At 54.7% G+C, this 16,023-nt stretch carries 12 protein-coding genes and 1 pseudogene; 1 reads left to right on the top strand and 12 read right to left on the bottom strand.

Annotated features, from left to right (window positions below):
* Nucleotide 1: 1 nt before the first annotated feature.
* The 4 genes from ACIOZM_RS25955 to ACIOZM_RS25940 all read right to left on the bottom strand — a co-directional run bounded on the left by ACIOZM_RS25955 (nt 2) and on the right by ACIOZM_RS25940 (nt 4,944).
* Complete coding sequence (locus ACIOZM_RS25955; protein ID WP_401219071.1) at nt 2-1,039, bottom strand: ABC transporter ATP-binding protein; 1,038 nt, start codon at nt 1,037-1,039, stop codon at nt 2-4.
* Nucleotides 1,040-1,206: 167 nt separating this feature from the next.
* Nucleotides 1,207-2,358 carry a putative ABC transporter substrate-binding protein YdcS gene (gene ydcS / locus ACIOZM_RS25950; RefSeq protein ID WP_401219068.1) on the bottom strand — a complete coding sequence of 384 codons (1,152 nt, stop codon included), beginning with the start codon at nt 2,356-2,358 and terminating at the stop codon, nt 1,207-1,209.
* 83 nt (nt 2,359-2,441) lie between these two features.
* Nucleotides 2,442-3,899 (bottom strand): gamma-aminobutyraldehyde dehydrogenase, encoded by a 1,458-nt coding sequence (locus tag ACIOZM_RS25945; RefSeq protein ID WP_401219121.1) that lies wholly within the window; start codon nt 3,897-3,899, stop codon nt 2,442-2,444.
* Nucleotides 3,900-4,029: 130 nt separating this feature from the next.
* Nucleotides 4,030-4,944: a LysR family transcriptional regulator gene (locus tag ACIOZM_RS25940; RefSeq protein WP_007967749.1), complete on the bottom strand. Its 915-nt coding sequence runs from the start codon at nt 4,942-4,944 to the stop codon at nt 4,030-4,032.
* Nucleotides 4,945-5,139: 195 nt separating this feature from the next.
* Between ACIOZM_RS25940 and ACIOZM_RS25935 the strand changes: the two genes are divergently transcribed.
* The gene (locus ACIOZM_RS25935; RefSeq protein WP_401219066.1) at nt 5,140-5,859 is read left to right on the top strand and encodes a tellurite resistance TerB family protein; all 720 of its coding nucleotides are present in this window, start codon (nt 5,140-5,142) and stop codon (nt 5,857-5,859) included.
* A 71-nt stretch (nt 5,860-5,930) separates the two neighbouring features.
* Here the strand turns inward: ACIOZM_RS25935 and ACIOZM_RS25930 are convergent, their stop codons facing one another.
* The 8 genes and pseudogenes from ACIOZM_RS25930 to ACIOZM_RS25895 all read right to left on the bottom strand — a co-directional run.
* Nucleotides 5,931-6,935, bottom strand: a complete 1,005-nt coding sequence (locus ACIOZM_RS25930) for a DUF6708 domain-containing protein (RefSeq protein WP_401219063.1) — start codon at nt 6,933-6,935, stop codon at nt 5,931-5,933.
* Between the two features lie 330 nt (nt 6,936-7,265).
* The gene (locus ACIOZM_RS25925; RefSeq protein ID WP_401219060.1) at nt 7,266-7,769 is read right to left on the bottom strand and encodes a hypothetical protein; all 504 of its coding nucleotides are present in this window, start codon (nt 7,767-7,769) and stop codon (nt 7,266-7,268) included.
* A gap of 71 nt (nt 7,770-7,840) precedes the next feature.
* The gene (locus tag ACIOZM_RS25920) at nt 7,841-8,287 is read right to left on the bottom strand and encodes a hypothetical protein (RefSeq protein ID WP_401219057.1); all 447 of its coding nucleotides are present in this window, start codon (nt 8,285-8,287) and stop codon (nt 7,841-7,843) included.
* A 619-nt stretch (nt 8,288-8,906) separates the two neighbouring features.
* On the bottom strand, nt 8,907-9,875 hold the full coding sequence (locus ACIOZM_RS25915; protein WP_401219054.1) for a tetratricopeptide repeat protein: 969 nt from the start codon (nt 9,873-9,875) through the stop codon (nt 8,907-8,909).
* Complete coding sequence (locus ACIOZM_RS25910; protein ID WP_401219052.1) at nt 9,868-12,876, bottom strand: hypothetical protein; 3,009 nt, start codon at nt 12,874-12,876, stop codon at nt 9,868-9,870. Before ACIOZM_RS25910 ends, ACIOZM_RS25915 begins: the two co-directional genes overlap by 8 nt.
* A gap of 1 nt (nt 12,877) precedes the next feature.
* Entirely contained in the window at nt 12,878-13,711 is an 834-nt protein-coding gene (locus ACIOZM_RS25905) for a DUF4123 domain-containing protein (protein WP_401219049.1), read from the bottom strand.
* Nucleotides 13,696-15,774 (bottom strand): type VI secretion system tip protein TssI/VgrG, encoded by a 2,079-nt coding sequence (gene tssI / locus ACIOZM_RS25900; RefSeq protein WP_401219046.1) that lies wholly within the window; start codon nt 15,772-15,774, stop codon nt 13,696-13,698. Before tssI ends, ACIOZM_RS25905 begins: the two co-directional genes overlap by 16 nt.
* A gap of 131 nt (nt 15,775-15,905) precedes the next feature.
* Nucleotides 15,906-16,023: pseudogene (locus ACIOZM_RS25895) on the bottom strand (type VI secretion system tube protein Hcp); the annotation flags it as partial.

The raw sequence follows: 16,023 nt of genomic DNA, 5'->3' as shown, positions 1-16,023 counted from the left end.
TTCACACCCCGCTCGCAACGGTGTCGTGCAACGGAATCATCGCTTCCCGTGCCCAGCGTGCGCTGAGGCGGGTGCCGGTCTGATGCTGGGCGCTGCTGTCGATCCACTGATTGTTGGCCTGGCTAATGCTCAGGGTCTGGCCGTTTTCCAGGGTCAGTTCATAGCGCGTGGCGCTGCCCTGATACTGGATGTCGTGCAGCAAACCGCTGACTTCGATTTCGTGGCTGGCCAGCGGACCTTCGGCGAAGCGCACGTGCTCTGGGCGGATCGAAAACGGTTGTGGATGACCGCTGAGCTGGCGCGCCAGATCACCGCGAATCACGTTGGAGGTGCCGACGAATTCGGCGACAAAAGTCGTGGCCGGTTTCATGTACAGATTGCGCGGAGTATCGACCTGTTCGATGCGGCCCTTGTTGAACACTGCCACGCGATCCGACATCGACAGCGCTTCGGTCTGGTCATGGGTGACGAAGATGAAAGTGATGCCGAGTTGGCGTTGCAGCTTCTTCAGTTCGCTCTGCATTTGCTCGCGCAGTTTCAGATCGAGCGCACCGAGCGGCTCATCGAGCAGCAACACGCGCGGACGATTGACCAGCGCACGGGCGAGGGCGACGCGCTGGCGCTGACCGCCGGATAATTGCACCGGTTTACGGGCGCCGTAGCCGCCGAGAGCGACCATGTCCAAGGCTTCTTCGGCGCGCTTGTGGCGCTCGGCTTTGCCGACGCCTTTGACCTTCAAACCGTAGGCGACGTTGTCCAGCACGTTCATGTGCGGGAACAGCGCGTAGTCCTGAAATACCGTGTTGACGTCGCGTTGATACGGCGGCAATCCCGCGGCTTCGGCGCCGTGAATGCGGATTGACCCGGCGCTCGGTTGTTCGAATCCGGCGATCAGGCGCAGGCAGGTGGTTTTGCCCGAGCCGGATGGGCCGAGCATGGAAAAGAACTCGCCGTCCTGGATATCGATGGAAACCCGGTCAACGGCTTTCACTTCGCCGAACTGCCGGGAAACGTTAGTGAACTGGACTGCAAGCGTCATGATGCGGTGCTCCAAAAAGGCGCGCTTTCTATAAATCGAATCGGTGTGCAGTGAAAAGATCGCAGCCTGCGGCAGCTCCTACAGGATTTGTAGAAGACGCCGCATCATCGGTGCTCGCAGTCGGTACAGGAGCTGCCGAAGGCTGCGATCTTTTGATCTTGAGGGGCTTAACGACCGCCCATGATCGCGATGTAGTCCTGAGTCCAGCGGCTGTACGGCACGAACTTGCCACCTTCAGCCTGTGGGGTTTTCCAGAAGGCGATCTTGTCGAACTGGTCGAACCCGTTGGTCTTGCAACCCTCGGCGCCGAGCAATTCGCTGCCCTGGCACGCCGCCGGAACCGCCGGCAACGAACCAAACCACGCCGCCACATCACCCTGGACTTTCGGTTGCAGCGACCAGTCCATCCATTTGTAGGCGCAGTTCGGGTGCTTGGCCTCGGCGTGCAACATGGTGGTGTCGGCCCAACCGGTGGCGCCTTCTTTCGGGATGGTCGAGGCGATCGGCTGTTTCTCGTTCATCAGGCCGTTGACCTGATACGGCCAGGCGCTGGACGCAACCACGCCTTCGTTTTTGAAGTCGCTCATCTGCACCGTGGTGTCGTGCCAGTAGCGGTGAATCAACGGTTGCTGCGCGCGCAACAGATCAAGCACCGCTTTGTATTGCACTTCGGTGAGCTGATACGGGTCTTTGATCCCCAGTTCAGGCTTGGTCGATTTCAGATACAGCGCCGCGTCGGCGATGTAGATCGGGCCGTCATAAGCCTGCACGCGGCCCTTGTTCGGTTTGCCGTCAGGCAGGTTTTGCGCGTCGAACACCACGTTCCAACTGGTTGGCGCAGTCTTGAACACGTTGGTGTTGTACATCAGCACGTTCGGGCCCCACTGGTAGGGAGTGCCGTAAGTCTGATTGTTTACCACGTACCAAGGCGCGTCTTTGAGGCGCGGGTCGAGGGACTTCCAGTTCGGGATCAACGCGGTGTTGATCGGTTGCACACGCTTGCCGACGATCAACCGCAGCGACGCATCGCCCGACGCGGTGACCAGGTCGTAACCGCCCTTGGCCATCAGGCTGACCATTTCATCGGAGGTCGCAGCGGTTTTGACGTTGACCTTGCAGCCGGTTTCCTGCTCGAAACCGGTCACCCAGTCGTAGGCCTTATCGCTTTCTCCACGTTCGATGTAACCCGGCCAGGCGACGATATCCAGCTGACCTTCGCCGGCGCCGACGGCTTTCAGCGGCTCGGCAGCCTGCAGACTGGCACTGGCCAGCAAGGCCGTGGTGATTGCACTGAGCAGTGCGGTCTTGTGCACGAACATGGTTGAACCCTCTTCTTTAAATTATGGTCGGGGCAGTTGTGAACGCGGTGAAGCATGCCGTTGGCGGCTTGTTATTAGGGTAGTCAGAGATGCTGGCCGTGGCGCGCCATGATGTGTCGCACCACGCTGTAGTCCTGCAGCGAATCGCTGGATAGGTCTTTGCCGTAACCGGAGCGTTTCAGCCCGCCATGGGGCATTTCGCTGACCAGCATGAAATGGCTGTTGATCCACGTGCAGCCGTATTGCAGGCGTGCTGCGACCTGCATGGCCTTGTCCAGATTTTGTGTCCACACCGACGAGGCGAGGCCGTATTCGGAGTCGTTGGCCCAGTCCACCGCTTGCGACAATTCGTCGAAACGGGTCACGGTGACCACCGGGCCGAACACTTCGCGCTGGACGATTTCGTCGCTCTGCTTGCAGCCGGCCAACAACGTCGGTTGATAGAAGAAACCGGCGCCGGAATGCACCGCTGCGCCGGTCACTCGTTCGATGTGCGGCTGGCCGAGGGCGCGCTCGACGAAACTGGCCACACGGTCGCGCTGGCGGGTGCTGATCAGTGGGCCGATTTCGTTGTCGGCATCACGCTTGCCGGCGAAGCGCAGGCTGCTGACCGCCGCGCCGAGTTCGGCAACCAATTTGTCGTGAATGCCGGCCTGCGCATAAATCCGGCATGCTGCCGTGCAATCCTGCCCGGCGTTGTAGTAGCCGTAGCTGCGCACACCTTCGACCACGGCTTGAATGTCGGCGTCGTTGCAGACGATCACCGGCGCTTTACCGCCGAGTTCGAGGTGAGTGCGTTTGAGGGTTTTCGCCGCAGCCTGAAGGATCTTCTGCCCAGTGACGATATCGCCGGTCAACGAGACCATGCGCACTTTGGGATGGCCAACCAAGTGGCTGCCAACGCCTTCGCCGCCACCGCAGATAATGTTAATCACGCCACGCGGCAGAATCTCCGCGAGTGACGGCGCGAGCGCCAGAATCGACAGCGGTGTGTGCTCGGAAGGCTTGAACACCAGCGTGTTGCCGGCAGCGAGGGCCGGGGCGATCTTCCACGCGGCCATCATGATCGGGTAATTCCACGGCGCAATCGATGCGACCACGCCAATCGGATCGCGGCGCACCATGCTGGTGTAACCCGGTACGTATTCGCCGCTGAGCTGACCGGTCTGGCAACGCACGGCACCGGCGAAGAAACGGAACACATCGACCGTCGCGGTCAAATCGTCCTGCCGCGCCAGGTGCAACGGCTTGCCGCAGTTCAGCGATTCGAGACGGGCGAGGTGATCGGCGTGTTTTTCGACGGCGTTGGCGATTTCCAGCAACAGATTCGAACGTTGCTGCGGCGTGGTGCGCGACCAACCGTCAAAGGCGCGATGGGCGGCGAGGATCGCGGCTTCGACCTGTTCGGTGCTGGCCTCGGCAATGTGCGTGAGGACTTCACCGGTAGCCGGGTTGATGATCGGCTCGACAAAACCCAGGCCCGCGACCAATTCGCCATCGATCAACAACGCGGTACATATCGGGGTCTGCGCGCCAGCCATTTTTCGCGATCTCTTTTCTTGTGTGTTCATGACGCTCCCTGTGATCGAGAGCCGAACGTCTTATAGATGCAGCAAGACTAGTGCGCGGCTCCGAGGTCGACAAATTCTAAATACTGAAGGTGGCATTCGATTAAATAGATGGCTTGCGTCCGCCATGCGGTTGCTCACGGGCGACCGTCAGAAATGGATCGACCAGCGCCGGCCGCGCCGTACCCCGGCGCCAGGCCAGACCGACATCCAGAGTTTGATTGAGGTCAGCAATCGGCCGCGCCTCGATGATGTCGCCCTCCAGCGACCACGGGCGATACGTCATGTCCGGCTGAATCGAAACCCCCAGACCGGCGGCGACCAGACTCCGCACCGCTTCGGTCGAAGCGGTTCTGAGGGTGATCTTCGGTTGCAGCCCGGCACCGCGCCACAAACGTTGGGCGTTGCGATCCATCTCATCGACATTCAGCTGAATCAGCGGCTCGCGGGCGACATCGGCGAGGTTGATGCTGTCGTGCTCCAGCAACGGATGCTGCGCCGGCAGCCATAAACGGTGCGGCGAGTGGGTCAGCACTTCGGTTTGCAAAGCATGCCGGTCTTCGAGGTTGGAAAGGATCAATACGCCGACATCAATCTCGCCGCTGACCAGCAAATGCTCGATGTACGGACGCTCATCCTCCATCACCCGTATCTCTACATTGGGATAAGCACGCTGAAAACGGGTGAGCAGGTCCGCCAGGTAATAACCGGCTACCAGACTGGTTACGCCAACGATCAACTGCCCGGCCACCTGATCGGTGCTCTGTTGCAGGCTGCGCTTGGCGTTATCCACAGTCGCCAGAATCAAGTGCGCCTGGCGTAGGAATTGATGCCCTTGGTGAGTCAGCGTCATGCCCTTGGCATGTCGGCTGAACAGACTGACGCCGATTTCCTCTTCCAGTTGCTGGATCGCCAGAGTCAGGGTCGATTGGGAAATAAACGCGGTTTGCGCAGCAGCGGAGATCGAGCCGGTCTCGGCCACAGCGATGAAGTGACGGATCTGACGCAAGGTCATCATGCGAGGAGTACCCAGTGGGCGGTTTTTATAGATGGGTTGGAGTGTATATCTATTTTTCAGCGGTGCTACGCGCGCCATTAATCGCCACAGGGCAGCAAGCAACATCTGGAAGCACACTCGCTGGCCGGTAGCGGGCACTTTCGAACTAGGCTGAGGGCCTTATAGATCCGGATAACCCCTGTTTGGAGGCGGAACATGAACACCCGTGGATTGCTCGATCAACTACTCAAATCCGGCCAGGATCTATTGCAGAACAAGGCTGGCGGCTCACACAACAAACCAGCTGCCGGAGGCTTGGGCGGCTTGCTCGGCGGATCTTCCGGCGGCGGCCTGGGTGGCCTGCTCTCCGGCGCTGGCGGCGGAGCATTGGCGGCTGGCGCCATGGGCCTGCTGCTGGGCAGTAAAAAGGCCCGAAAGGTCGGCGGCAAAGTCGCAGTCTACGGCGGCCTCGCAGCACTCGGCGTGCTGGCCTACAAGGCGTACGGCAACTACAACGCCCAAAAAGGCACCGCACCGCAAAGCGAACCCCAGACTCTGGATCGCCTGCCACCCGCACAAGCCGAGCAACACAGTCAGGCGATTCTCAAGGCACTGGTTGCCGCCGCCAAAGCCGACGGCCATATCGACGACCGAGAACGTCAACTGATCGAAGGTGAATTCACCAAACTCGACAACGACGTAGAGCTGAAGAACTGGCTACACGCCGAACTCAACAAACCGCTCGACCCTGCGGACGTCGCTCGCGCAGCCAGCACGCCGGAGATGGCGGCTGAGATGTACATCGCCAGTGTGATGCTGGTGGATGAGGAGAGTTTTATGGAGAAGAGCTATCTGGATGAATTGGCGCGGCAGTTGAAGCTGGAGCCGGGGTTGAAGGTGGAGTTGGAGAGGCAGGTGCGGTTGGCGCTGACATAAACTCTTCGTAAGCCCAGAGCAGACGCGCTATCCCCTTCATCCGTCGTGATGGAAGGGGACGCATTGTTCTTTCAATGCAGGCCCGCAGCCTTGCAGGCTTCGACAAAGGTAGCGCCTTTCTTGTCCATCGCAGTTTTAACCACTTGGTTGGCCTTCATCAGCGCAGCGCTTGGCTTGGCCCACTGCTCTGGAGGGAGAGGCTCTGACCATTTTTGTACTTGATCCGGCAGGGTAGGACGGCCCATTCGGTGACCCCATTCCGCCAACATATACGGCATTTTCCAGAAGCTCAGCACCCGCCAGATGTACCAGCGACGTAGTGGCCACGGTGTTCGCTTGGGATAGCCATAATGCTCGCGCTCCTTGTCCGAAAGGTCGGCGCCTTCGTCATTCATGTTGCACATCCAGCGAGCGTCCTCGCGCTCGATTTCAAAGGTGTGCAACCCTTCGTAGGGCTTGAGTCTGTCTCCAGTTGGAATCAACCCCAGTGCATTCAGCATCGGATTCGGCGCATCCACTAATTGGCCATCCTCCATGTAATTGCGGATTGACGTCCACATTCCCAAGGCATGTGCATCACTGGGTTGTGGCAAAAGAAGAAACTGCACTTTGTCTTGTGCGTCATCTTCCAGACCCATGCCGAAGGTGTATTGGCGGGTGGCGCCATAACTGGTGACGCCTTGAGTGTTTGCGACCCAAGCGACTATTCGTTCCCAAGGTACTACCAGCGCTCGATCGGTTTTACTGTCGACGTAGCAAATCTCACGTCGTTGGCGATTGAAGCGAATTGGATAGTTTTTTTGAGAAAATATCACGTCGGAAAACATACCGTACAAATAAGCCCCTATCGGGATAAGGAACAACAGTGAGGTGCAAGTTGTAACCTTTAGAAAAGTAAGTAAATCGCTCAGAGCGTCCGGAAAGTTTTCAGGATAGAAAATTATACCGGCAAGGATGGTGACACTCGGCGCTATGAAAGCGGTAACCAATGCCATCCAAATTACTGCAGTCAATATTTTTCCTTGCTCAACCATTCCCCAATTACTACCACCAACTTCAAGGAAGGTGTCATTCATGTCGGAAAAGTTACGACTAGCTCCTTGAGCTTGCCCTGTGTAAACGGGGAGTGGTGCTAGAAATAAGGTTTCGTCCAATCCTTTTTTACGGATTTCCCCCGCGCAAGGTTGCTGACTTCGGATATTCGGTGTTGAAGATGTCTCTAAAGCTGTGTTGCTGCGTATGAAAGAACCCCTATACATTGATTGTCGCCATTTTTATTTGCGAGAATGTTAAAGCCCCGTTTGTAGGTGTGGCTGAGGAGTTTTAAATAGCTGAGTCTGCAGGTTAATAATTCACGGAAATTTTCAGATCTAATAGTGTTTTACTGGTTTTTTAACGTTTGCTGGTTATGGATTCTTAATTCTAAAATAATCCATAAAGTTTTTTCCTTCTGAAAATGCTTTTCGGATCTCAAGGCTTTGATTTAATAGTTCCTTGCTTGGTTTTACATGTTGATCAGGTGGGAGCGGTTTTGACCACTTTAAAACTTCTTTGGAGAAGCTCGCTTTCGGTCGGTTATTAATCCATGCGGAAATATAACATGGCAAAGTCCAGCCACTAAAGAACTGGAGTATTAAAAAACCGAAAAAATACCGTATTGATGAGTGTTCTTCACGGTAGCTTTCACGGCACAGATTAAAGAACTCAACAGTCCCTTCCTCAAGTTCGTCAGTACAGTCTGCCGGAAGGCTGCTGATGCCCTCTTCCATATAAGTTCGGACCATCTCCCATTCCGAAACGGCCAAGGCGAAACTGCCACATTGTATGACGTTCCATAAAATATCTCCGTTGGAACTGTCGCGCAAACCTATCATCAATTTGTACTCTGGCGTGACGGAGTACTGAGTCACCAATTTTCCAGTGGATACACATGTAATCACGCTTTCCCATGACACATATCTTGGTTGATCTCCTTTTTTTGCTATATATACAACCGCTCTGCGTTCGCGGTTGAATCTAAGGGGGGGTGTGAGGAAATCTCATTGGCTATTTTTATGAAGTAGTAAAGGTAGAGTGCTGCAATCGATAAGATAATAAACCATATGACAGGGTTGAAAAAGAAACTTGCCCAAGCACTGAAAAAATGTTCTGAATGTCTCCTTACCCAAGAAGCAAAAGCAGAGAATAGTAAAAGAGAAGTGACAATTAGCATAATCGAACCAATGCCGATTCTAGCCATGAATTCAAAGCTTCCTTGGCCAACTGAAAAATCAAGGAAAGTACTGTTTGCGCTGCGATGTAACTGGCGAGCGCTAAACGGTAGGGAACCAGTAGGTAGTGGTTTTGGAGATAGATATATTAGCTCTAAACCATTTTCTTTTTCAAAGTCGCCGGCACTTGGTAGGCGTTGATATTTGCTGTTAGGCACGTAACTTCTCCGCTGTGATGTCAATCCATTTCAGTGGTGTTTTACTAGGTTTGATTGAGGTTTCGCCTTTGAGCGGTTTATTTGTAACCGAAAAATTTAGGCCGATCGAATAAAATAGAAAACCGTCGTCGGATTTTAGCGGGGTTGTTGCGATGTCTGGCTGTACGCTGAAGCGTAATCTTAGTTGGGAGAGTTCGCTGCACCATTCGTTCGGTACTTCTAGCTTGAAAAGAAGGGGGTCGTGACCTGCTACTTTGAAAAGATCGGTTACGGTTGAGCCGACATCCTTTTCCTGATTTGCTACCGATTACACAGACGAATAGCCTCTCCCAAGTAATACTGCGAGTCGCGATCTCCGTTTTCAGCGGCGACTTTAAGTGGCGGTTGTGAGTCATACCAGTCACTCTGCTGATAAAGCGCTAGACCTTTATCCTTTTCCTTTTGACGCTCAGGCGTCAATTGGGCGAAAGCCGGACAGTGACAAAAAACTGAAATTAGAGCGCAATAATTTTCTTATTAAAGATTTTCTCTATTTGACTGCTATTTTATTATCTTGGTGTAGAAAAGCCAGACCTTAGAGCTAGGTGTGTCTGGCTTTTTTTCGAAGAAAATTGTCTTTTTAGTAGCCGTATATTGGATCGAAATAAGATAAAGGTGGGTGTGATTCTTTCCATGCTTTAGCGAATTCAATGCCTTCTTTTATTTCTTCTGCATTCATTCTTTTTTCTAAATTTGGGAGGTTTCTTTTTGCGTCTCTCGGTGCAACTCCGGATTTTATTTTAGAAAGAAGGAGGTTTAGTCCGTACGCTTCTTTTAAGTTTGGCGGAAAACCGAGTTCATTGTTAGGTCTGGACAGTTTTCCCGCGTAAGTACTTACTGAGTCTATATGGCCGTTTTCTGCTGCTTTTTTAACCCAGTGGGCGATTTCTTTCAGGTCGCCATTGTTGTCAAATAGATAGTTTGCGTAAAAGAACATTCCTCTTGGGTTGCCACCTTCTGAGGAAGATTTAAACCACCTTATTATCGCTTTTTCACGGCTGCCTGGGATTAAAAACCATCCGCCACCACTTTTATAGACGCTAGCTAGCAACTGTTGCGCGTAACTGTCGCCAGCTTCAGCGGCTTTTTCCAGCCATGACAATCCTTGGCCCGCCGTAAAGAGTACAGTCATCGCTTCTGTATCACCTTTCGCTGCTCGTTCATGTGCTACTGCCAATAATTGTTCCCGCCACTCTTCTGCGGTTTTTCCGGAACAGGTTCCCATGGCGCCACATAAGTCATCGTCGTTACTTAATCGAAGCATTGCATAAAGACTTCCCTGCTCCGCTGCTGCCTCATACCATTTTTTTGCTTCGGCGGTTGTGTAGCGGTTACTTAGACGAATGGCTTCACCCAGATAGTATTGCGCTTCGATATCCCCCGCCGTAGCGGCTACATTTAAGGGCGGCTGGGAATCGTACCAGTCACTCTGTCGAAATAATGCAATCCCGGAGAGCTTGGCTGTTTGCTGCGAAACTGTTAGTTCAGCTACTGCGGAACTGCAAAACAATAATGAGGCTAGTAAGCCGAAAAATAGATTTTTAATCAATGTTTGGTCCTTTATAAATGCTCTTAATTTTTTGAATTGGTGCGAAAGCTGGACCTTTGTATTCTGTTTGGTAGGCACAGTAATCATTCAATCGCGCCCCCAATTTTGTAACGAGCCCGCGATATCGAGCCCTCATTTCATTGGTGCCATCTTGCAGTGCCAATACACGTTCGGACATAAACGTATCTAACCTGATTTTGTTTTTACAGTACATAAGGCCTGCATTTTTCGGTCGAGCTCCATCTTTGTTCATACGGATAACTGCTTCCTCAAACTGCGGCGAGGCCCCCGGTTTTTTCGATATCCAGTCCAAACACTGCTCAATAGCTTGTTGCTGAAGGAGATGTGTTTCGTCTTCATTGAACTGCAGTGTCTGTTTATCGTCATCGAAAGTGAAGGCCTTAGGCGGATTGCTCAGAGTCAGAAGCAGTGGTCCAAAAGCTTGTGGTTGCAAGTTGTACACCCACTCCTGCATCGCTTTCTGGTTGTCATCTCTAACTAAAGTATAAGCAATCTGCCCCCCGCGATCCCCCTCAGTCAGCGTGTCAAAAATCTCTTTAACAATTGCATACCCACGCACATAGGCAAACCCCACATCGATACCTGTGGCGCCGAGAAAGCTGAGTTTTTTCACGTAGTCCAAGGCTTCGCCTTCCACCCACTCAAGATCCTTGTATTGGTTTGCAGCCATTTCCTGTCGCACCAACTCGGTCAAGGCTACGATGCTTTCGTACCCGACTTCAAAGGTCAAATAACCTTTTACCCCCGCGCCCCAGACCAGCGAGCCTTTGATCGACAGCAGTAAACGTCCGTCCTTCATCCGCAGGTGCATGTCGCCCGAGATGCCGGCGCCGAGCGCGACGGCCATTTCGACTTCAAGTTTGGCGAGTGGGCGCCATTGGTTGGCGGATATACGATTGGGAACTGGTGCAGGAGGGAGGACGCTGGGCGGCGGGCACCAGAACAGTTTGCCGGTGACTTTGCATCCGGCTTGGGCTCCAGCAAATACTTCGTATTTGGCTACGTCGCCGGATTTTTCGGCAAGGTCCACGCCTACAAGGCTGGTGTAACCGGTTTTTTGATCCAGGGTCAGATCGCGAGACAGCATGAGACTCGCTCCGGCGAAGCCCCAGGCCTTGGCTTCCAGATCAAGGGACAACTTGCCGAAGTTGACGCTGCGGATGCTGCCATCGTGAGCAGTGTATTTAGCGATCCAAGGTTCAGCCTTTACCCGTTTGGGCAACTCGACTTTCAACAGGGTCACTTCTCCTCGCCACGCAGCTACATCAAGTGCGACCTCAACGTTGGCGAGTTGAGGGCTGCCACTTTTCAAAGTGGGCCCTTCCATTTTGACTTCAGTCAGCAGGTTGGCACCTGCCGGTAACAGGCAACGAACCAGTTGAGCCTGCGGGCTGTTGTCGAAAAGCATGAGGTTACGCAGCTCTTTATCTTCGAACACCATGGCTTTCAGGTTTTCGCCCCAGCTTTTACGCTTGGCATCAGCTTTGAGGCTTTCGACTTTGTAGCCTTTGGCATCCAGCGCGGCGAAGAATTTTTCAGGCAGGAACAGGCCGTGTTCATCGAACCATGGGCCTTTTTCATCGAATTGAAGTGAGCCTTCCTGTTCGAGCCAATCGCTGAAAACGCGGTCGTCGTCTGCTTCTTTGGCAATCGATTTGGGCAAGCTGGTCGCAAGCTCTTTCAACTGGCCCTTAAACGCATTGCCGCTGGCTTGTGCCAGATGTTTCAGGCTTATGTGATTCAGGATCGTCGTCGAAGAAGCGCTGCTGAGTTCACGCAGAGGAATGTTGGTTTTGGCCAGACGCTCGATAGGTTTTGGCTTGTAGCTCTCCGGCTCCCAGAGGAACAGGCGTGGAGGCTTGAGTTCCCGCACGCGAGCTTCAGCAGTGGTCTGAATCCGCTCAGCCTCTGTATTCAGGTCGTACCATTGTTTTTGCAAGCTGACAAAGAGCACTCCGGGTGGCGCTGATTTGCCACCGGTAGCCGAGACCCACTTGGAGTAGCGCTCTTCGATTTTTTTCTCAAGCTCATCGCGCTTGGTTGTCAGTTCGATAAAGGCCTGAAAGTCCTCGGTGCCTGTGTATTGGTCATCAGGGCTTAGCGCGAACTCGGGAACCGCAATTCCGCACTCGGCGAGATCGACGATGGAATTGATGTACTTGGACATCAGGTCTTTCAACGCGAGGATGTTGATCTGCACACCCTTGAGTTTCTTTTCGTCGACTTCGCCGGTTTCAATCAGTTTTTTGTGAAGCGCTTTGTAGTCCTTGAGATGCTCCCAGGCCGAGGCGATTTTTTGAGTGCCAGGGTCGAACATCTTGTAGCCGTGAGCTTTGGCCTGGTCCCGTTCCTTGATGTACACATCGATCGCATCGCGGGCTTTCAAGGCGCGCGGCGTGTAGAAAACGCCGTTTTCTCGTTTGTATCCCAGCGTCTTTGCGCTCGCGTCGGATTTTTTTTCCAACGTTTCCATGTTCTTTTTGTTTTTATCGATGCGCTGCTGGGCGTAGAACAGCTCGCGCTCGGCGTGCATCGTTGCGTCGCCGTCACCCTTGGCTTTTGCCGCATCCCAATCCTTACTGCACTGTGCTTTTTTTGCAGTGTCTTCGGGGATTGCTGATTTCGAATCAAGATAACTGGTGTGGTCTGCGCCTTCGAGAAAGGCTTCCGGGCCCGGCGTCAGAAAGTAGTCCATCAATCCGGCATCGGCGATGTTGCTCATGCGCGTTGCTTTGTCTGCGTCGACGGTTTTTTGCTTGAGCATGCTGACGCTTTCTTTCAGCTTCTCCGAAACGCGTTTAGGCAGCAGCCAGAATCGGCGCTGGCCGGTGACGTAGATAATGTCGTCATAGCTGCTGCTGCAACCCGGCTTCTTGTCCTTGCAGAACGTTTCCGAGTCGGCAGGTGCTTTGGGCTGGTCGGCCGGGATAACAACAGGCGGTTGTTCTGGCGTGGATGCTTGTTCGGACGTACCTGTCATTTCAGACTTCCAGTCGTTGTACTTTTTCAAATGCCGGCATTTCGCTGCTCAGCACATTCATAGCGTCGGCGCGCTCTCGCAACGGGGCTTGGCGCAGTTTTGGCAAGAGACGCTCAAGATGTCGCCCCTCTTCGATGCCGTGATCCACCAACAGTTGCAAGTCATCGGACACGCCGGGTAGCTGGCTGTCCGACAGGGTATTGGCCGATTCGGCTTCGCGGGCTCGAATCCAGTACCACCAACGGACTTCATCGAATGCGGCCAGCGTATTGTCCTGAAGCTGAAGGGGGTATCTGACTTCGTCTGGCGTTGCGCTCACTTCCTGTGTGTTCTCCCATATCCGCCAGCTCTGGTCATCAATATGAGCGGGCGGGGTGAAAACGCTGGCCCAAGGTCCAAACAGTGTATTGGCGGGCGCAGTTAGCGCCAGTGCGCTCCAGAATGCCGGGTCGTAGAAACGTGCCAACGAGTCGCCGTGGGATTTGCAATTCATCCGCAGCAAGCGACGTGCATGCAGAAGCGCCGTTTCCGATTTCTCGCGTGAAGTCAGCAGGACGCCTGCGCGGTTCTCACGACACAACTCGATTGCCTTCGCAGCGACAGGGCTGCCCGGTTGCAGTTGCAGCCAAATTGGGCTGACATCGTTCATTTCGGCAAAAGGCGTGTCCTGGAACAGTCTTTCAACTGCGCCCATGTCGGATTGTTGGTAGAGCTGCTCAAGTGCTCGAGGCTGACGGACGCTGTCGATAATGCAGTACAAAGAGCGACCGCCACCGCTGCCCCAAGGCGCTGCGGCCACGGGTTTTTTCAGATACTGACTCAGCCATTCAGACATGGGCAAACCTCACGCGAGCAAGCGCCATTGGCTTGCTTTCCACAGATCGGAACAAGGGGGAGGCCTTGCATGCTTTTTCGGGTAAACGGATTAAGCATGGCCGGCACCAACAACTTCCCGGCTTTATCCGCATCCGCCTGCTTCAACGGCCCCGGCAACAACGGTGCCGCCCCCGTGCCGCTGCCCGGCCCACCGCCAGAGTTGATGTTGATCGCCGGGCCGCTCATGGTCACGCCGCCGGCATCGATCTTGATGAAGCTGCCACCACCCACCAGCGTCAGTTCCGCGCCGGCCTCAAGCACCACTTTCATGCCGCTGCTCAGGTGGATTTCCTGGCCCGCATCAATGAACTGTCCAGTACCAATCTTGATGTGCTGATTCACGCCCACCGTCAGGTGATCGTTGGCCTGCGCCTCAACCTTACGATCTTCGTAAACCGTGTGGTGCTCTTCAGCCTTGAACTCGCTGTAGCTGTTCTTCTCGACCGTATCGTGACGTTCATTACCGATCCGAATTTTCTGGTCGTGCTCGATGTTCTCGTCCCAATCCCGCTGGGCATGCAGAAAAATCTGCTCCTGACCTTTCTTGTCTTCAATACGCAGTTCGTTGAAACCGCCACCACCCATGGAACTGAGGGTCTTGAACGTGGTGCGCGTTTTGTTCGCCGGCAGCGGGTACGGAACGGTGTTTTCCTTGTGGTACAGGCAGCCGCTGATCAGCGGTTGATCGGGATCGCCTTCAAGGAACGTGACCAGCACTTCCATGCCGATGCGCGGGATCGCGATGCCGCCGTACTGCGCGCCGGCCCAGGCACTGGAAACGCGTAGCCAGCAGCTGGTTTTGTCGTCGGCCTGACCTTCGCGGTCCCAGTGGAACTGGACTTTGACGCGGCCGTATTGGTCGCAGTGGATCTCTTCGCCTTTCGGACCGGTGACCACGGCGCTCTGGCTGCCGAGGATGCGTGATTTCGGGTGGCGCAGCGGTGGGCGGTTCGGCACGTCCCACGGGGTGGCCTGGAAACGGTTGCGGTAGCCCTGATGGAAATCGTCTTTGAGCGCGGTGGTCTCGCTGGTCACCGACTCTTCGAGCACTTGCGGCTGTTTGCCTTCGTGCAGGACTTCGGTCAGCAGCCACAGGTCGTTCCACTTGGCTTTCGGGTGTTGGGTCAGCGCGAGGAAATGGCCGCTGACCAGCAACGGCTGATCGCTTTTGCCTTCGGCCAGTTGGAAGTCGCTGCGGTGGCGTTCGAGGGCGCGTTTGGCCAGGTGTTTGCCGCGCTCGCGGTCGACGAAACGACCCGGATAATCGTAATCCTCGAGGTCGGGCAGGGCGTCGCCACGGTTTTCGCTTTCGAGGGTGATCCGCGGTTTTTCGAAATCGTAATCGCGGCGGGTGGTGCGGCTGGTGCGGGTTTCCAGGCGTAGGTCGAAGCGCTTGATCACCGGGTCGCTGGCGACCATGCCGGAGTCTTGCTGATAGGCCACGGGTTTGAGTTTCGGGAACACAGTCTGGTCATCGCCGAACAGCAACATGTGGCCAGTAGCGCTGTGCTGGAAGTGGTAGTGGATACCTTCTTCCTCGCACAGGCGCTGGATGAAATGCAGGTCCGATTCATCGTATTGCACGCAGTACACGCGCTCGGGATAGATCGAACCGGTCTTGAATTGATAGGCGTTGCTTTGAATACCGTGCTCTTCGAGAACCATGCCGATGATTTTCGGCACCGTGAGGTTCTGGAAGATGCGCTGGTTGAAGCGGTGCGCCAGATACGCCAGTTGCGGGCGTAGGGTCACCGAATAACGGGTCAGGCGTTTACCGGAATCGCCTTGTGCGGCGCGGTAGATCTGGCCATGAATGCCGCTGCCGTCGGGCGACAGTTGCAGGAAGGCCGGTTTGTGCAGCAGGGTTTCGAGGTCCAGCGACGGCTGCTCACTGACCAGCTCTACCTCGAACACAAAAGGCTGGCTGATGGCTTCCCGACCGGTCAGGGTGAATACCTGAAAGTCAGCGGAAAGACCTTCGATGGTCAGGGCAAAGTGGGTTTCATTGGCCGGCGCGAACATCCCTTGTTCCTTGTGCAGTGCAGCGGCGTTCGTCAACACCCGCAAAGCGGATCAACGCGCGCGAAATTCTGGGGAGGCGTAAACAACATCGACCAGCAGAGCTGGCCGATGTTTGTAACGATCAGCCGTAATTAAACGACTGGAGCACGCCAGTCATCGGAACCCGAAGTACCGGATACTTCGTGGGTCCAGGTGATTTTACGGTAGGTGAACTGCACTTCTTCCAGGTGGGTGAAGTGCGAGTTGCCT

The sequence above is a fragment of the Pseudomonas sp. NPDC087346 genome (genome assembly GCF_044744235.1).
Lineage (GTDB): Bacteria > Pseudomonadota > Gammaproteobacteria > Pseudomonadales > Pseudomonadaceae > Aquipseudomonas.
The sequence above is the reverse complement of the archived record's forward strand: the minus strand, read 5'-3'. Positions and strand labels throughout refer to the sequence as shown.

Bases quoted from the DNA above. Each gene is read 5' to 3' on its own strand.
- ACIOZM_RS25930 (WP_401219063.1), bottom strand. From the start codon at position 6,935: ATGAATGACACCTTCCTTGAAGTTGGTGGTAGTAATTGGGGAATGGTT.
- ACIOZM_RS25940 (WP_007967749.1), bottom strand. From the start codon at position 4,944: ATGATGACCTTGCGTCAGATCCGTCACTTCATCGCTGTGGCCGAGACC.
- tssI (WP_401219046.1), bottom strand. From the start codon at position 15,774: ATGTTCGCGCCGGCCAATGAAACCCACTTTGCCCTGACCATCGAAGGT.
- ACIOZM_RS25955 (WP_401219071.1), bottom strand. From the start codon at position 1,039: ATGACGCTTGCAGTCCAGTTCACTAACGTTTCCCGGCAGTTCGGCGAA.
- ACIOZM_RS25935 (WP_401219066.1), top strand. From the start codon at position 5,140: ATGAACACCCGTGGATTGCTCGATCAACTACTCAAATCCGGCCAGGAT.
- ydcS (WP_401219068.1), bottom strand. From the start codon at position 2,358: ATGTTCGTGCACAAGACCGCACTGCTCAGTGCAATCACCACGGCCTTG.
- ACIOZM_RS25910 (WP_401219052.1), bottom strand. From the start codon at position 12,876: ATGACAGGTACGTCCGAACAAGCATCCACGCCAGAACAACCGCCTGTT.
- ACIOZM_RS25905 (WP_401219049.1), bottom strand. From the start codon at position 13,711: ATGTCTGAATGGCTGAGTCAGTATCTGAAAAAACCCGTGGCCGCAGCG.
- ACIOZM_RS25945 (WP_401219121.1), bottom strand. From the start codon at position 3,899: ATGGCTGGCGCGCAGACCCCGATATGTACCGCGTTGTTGATCGATGGC.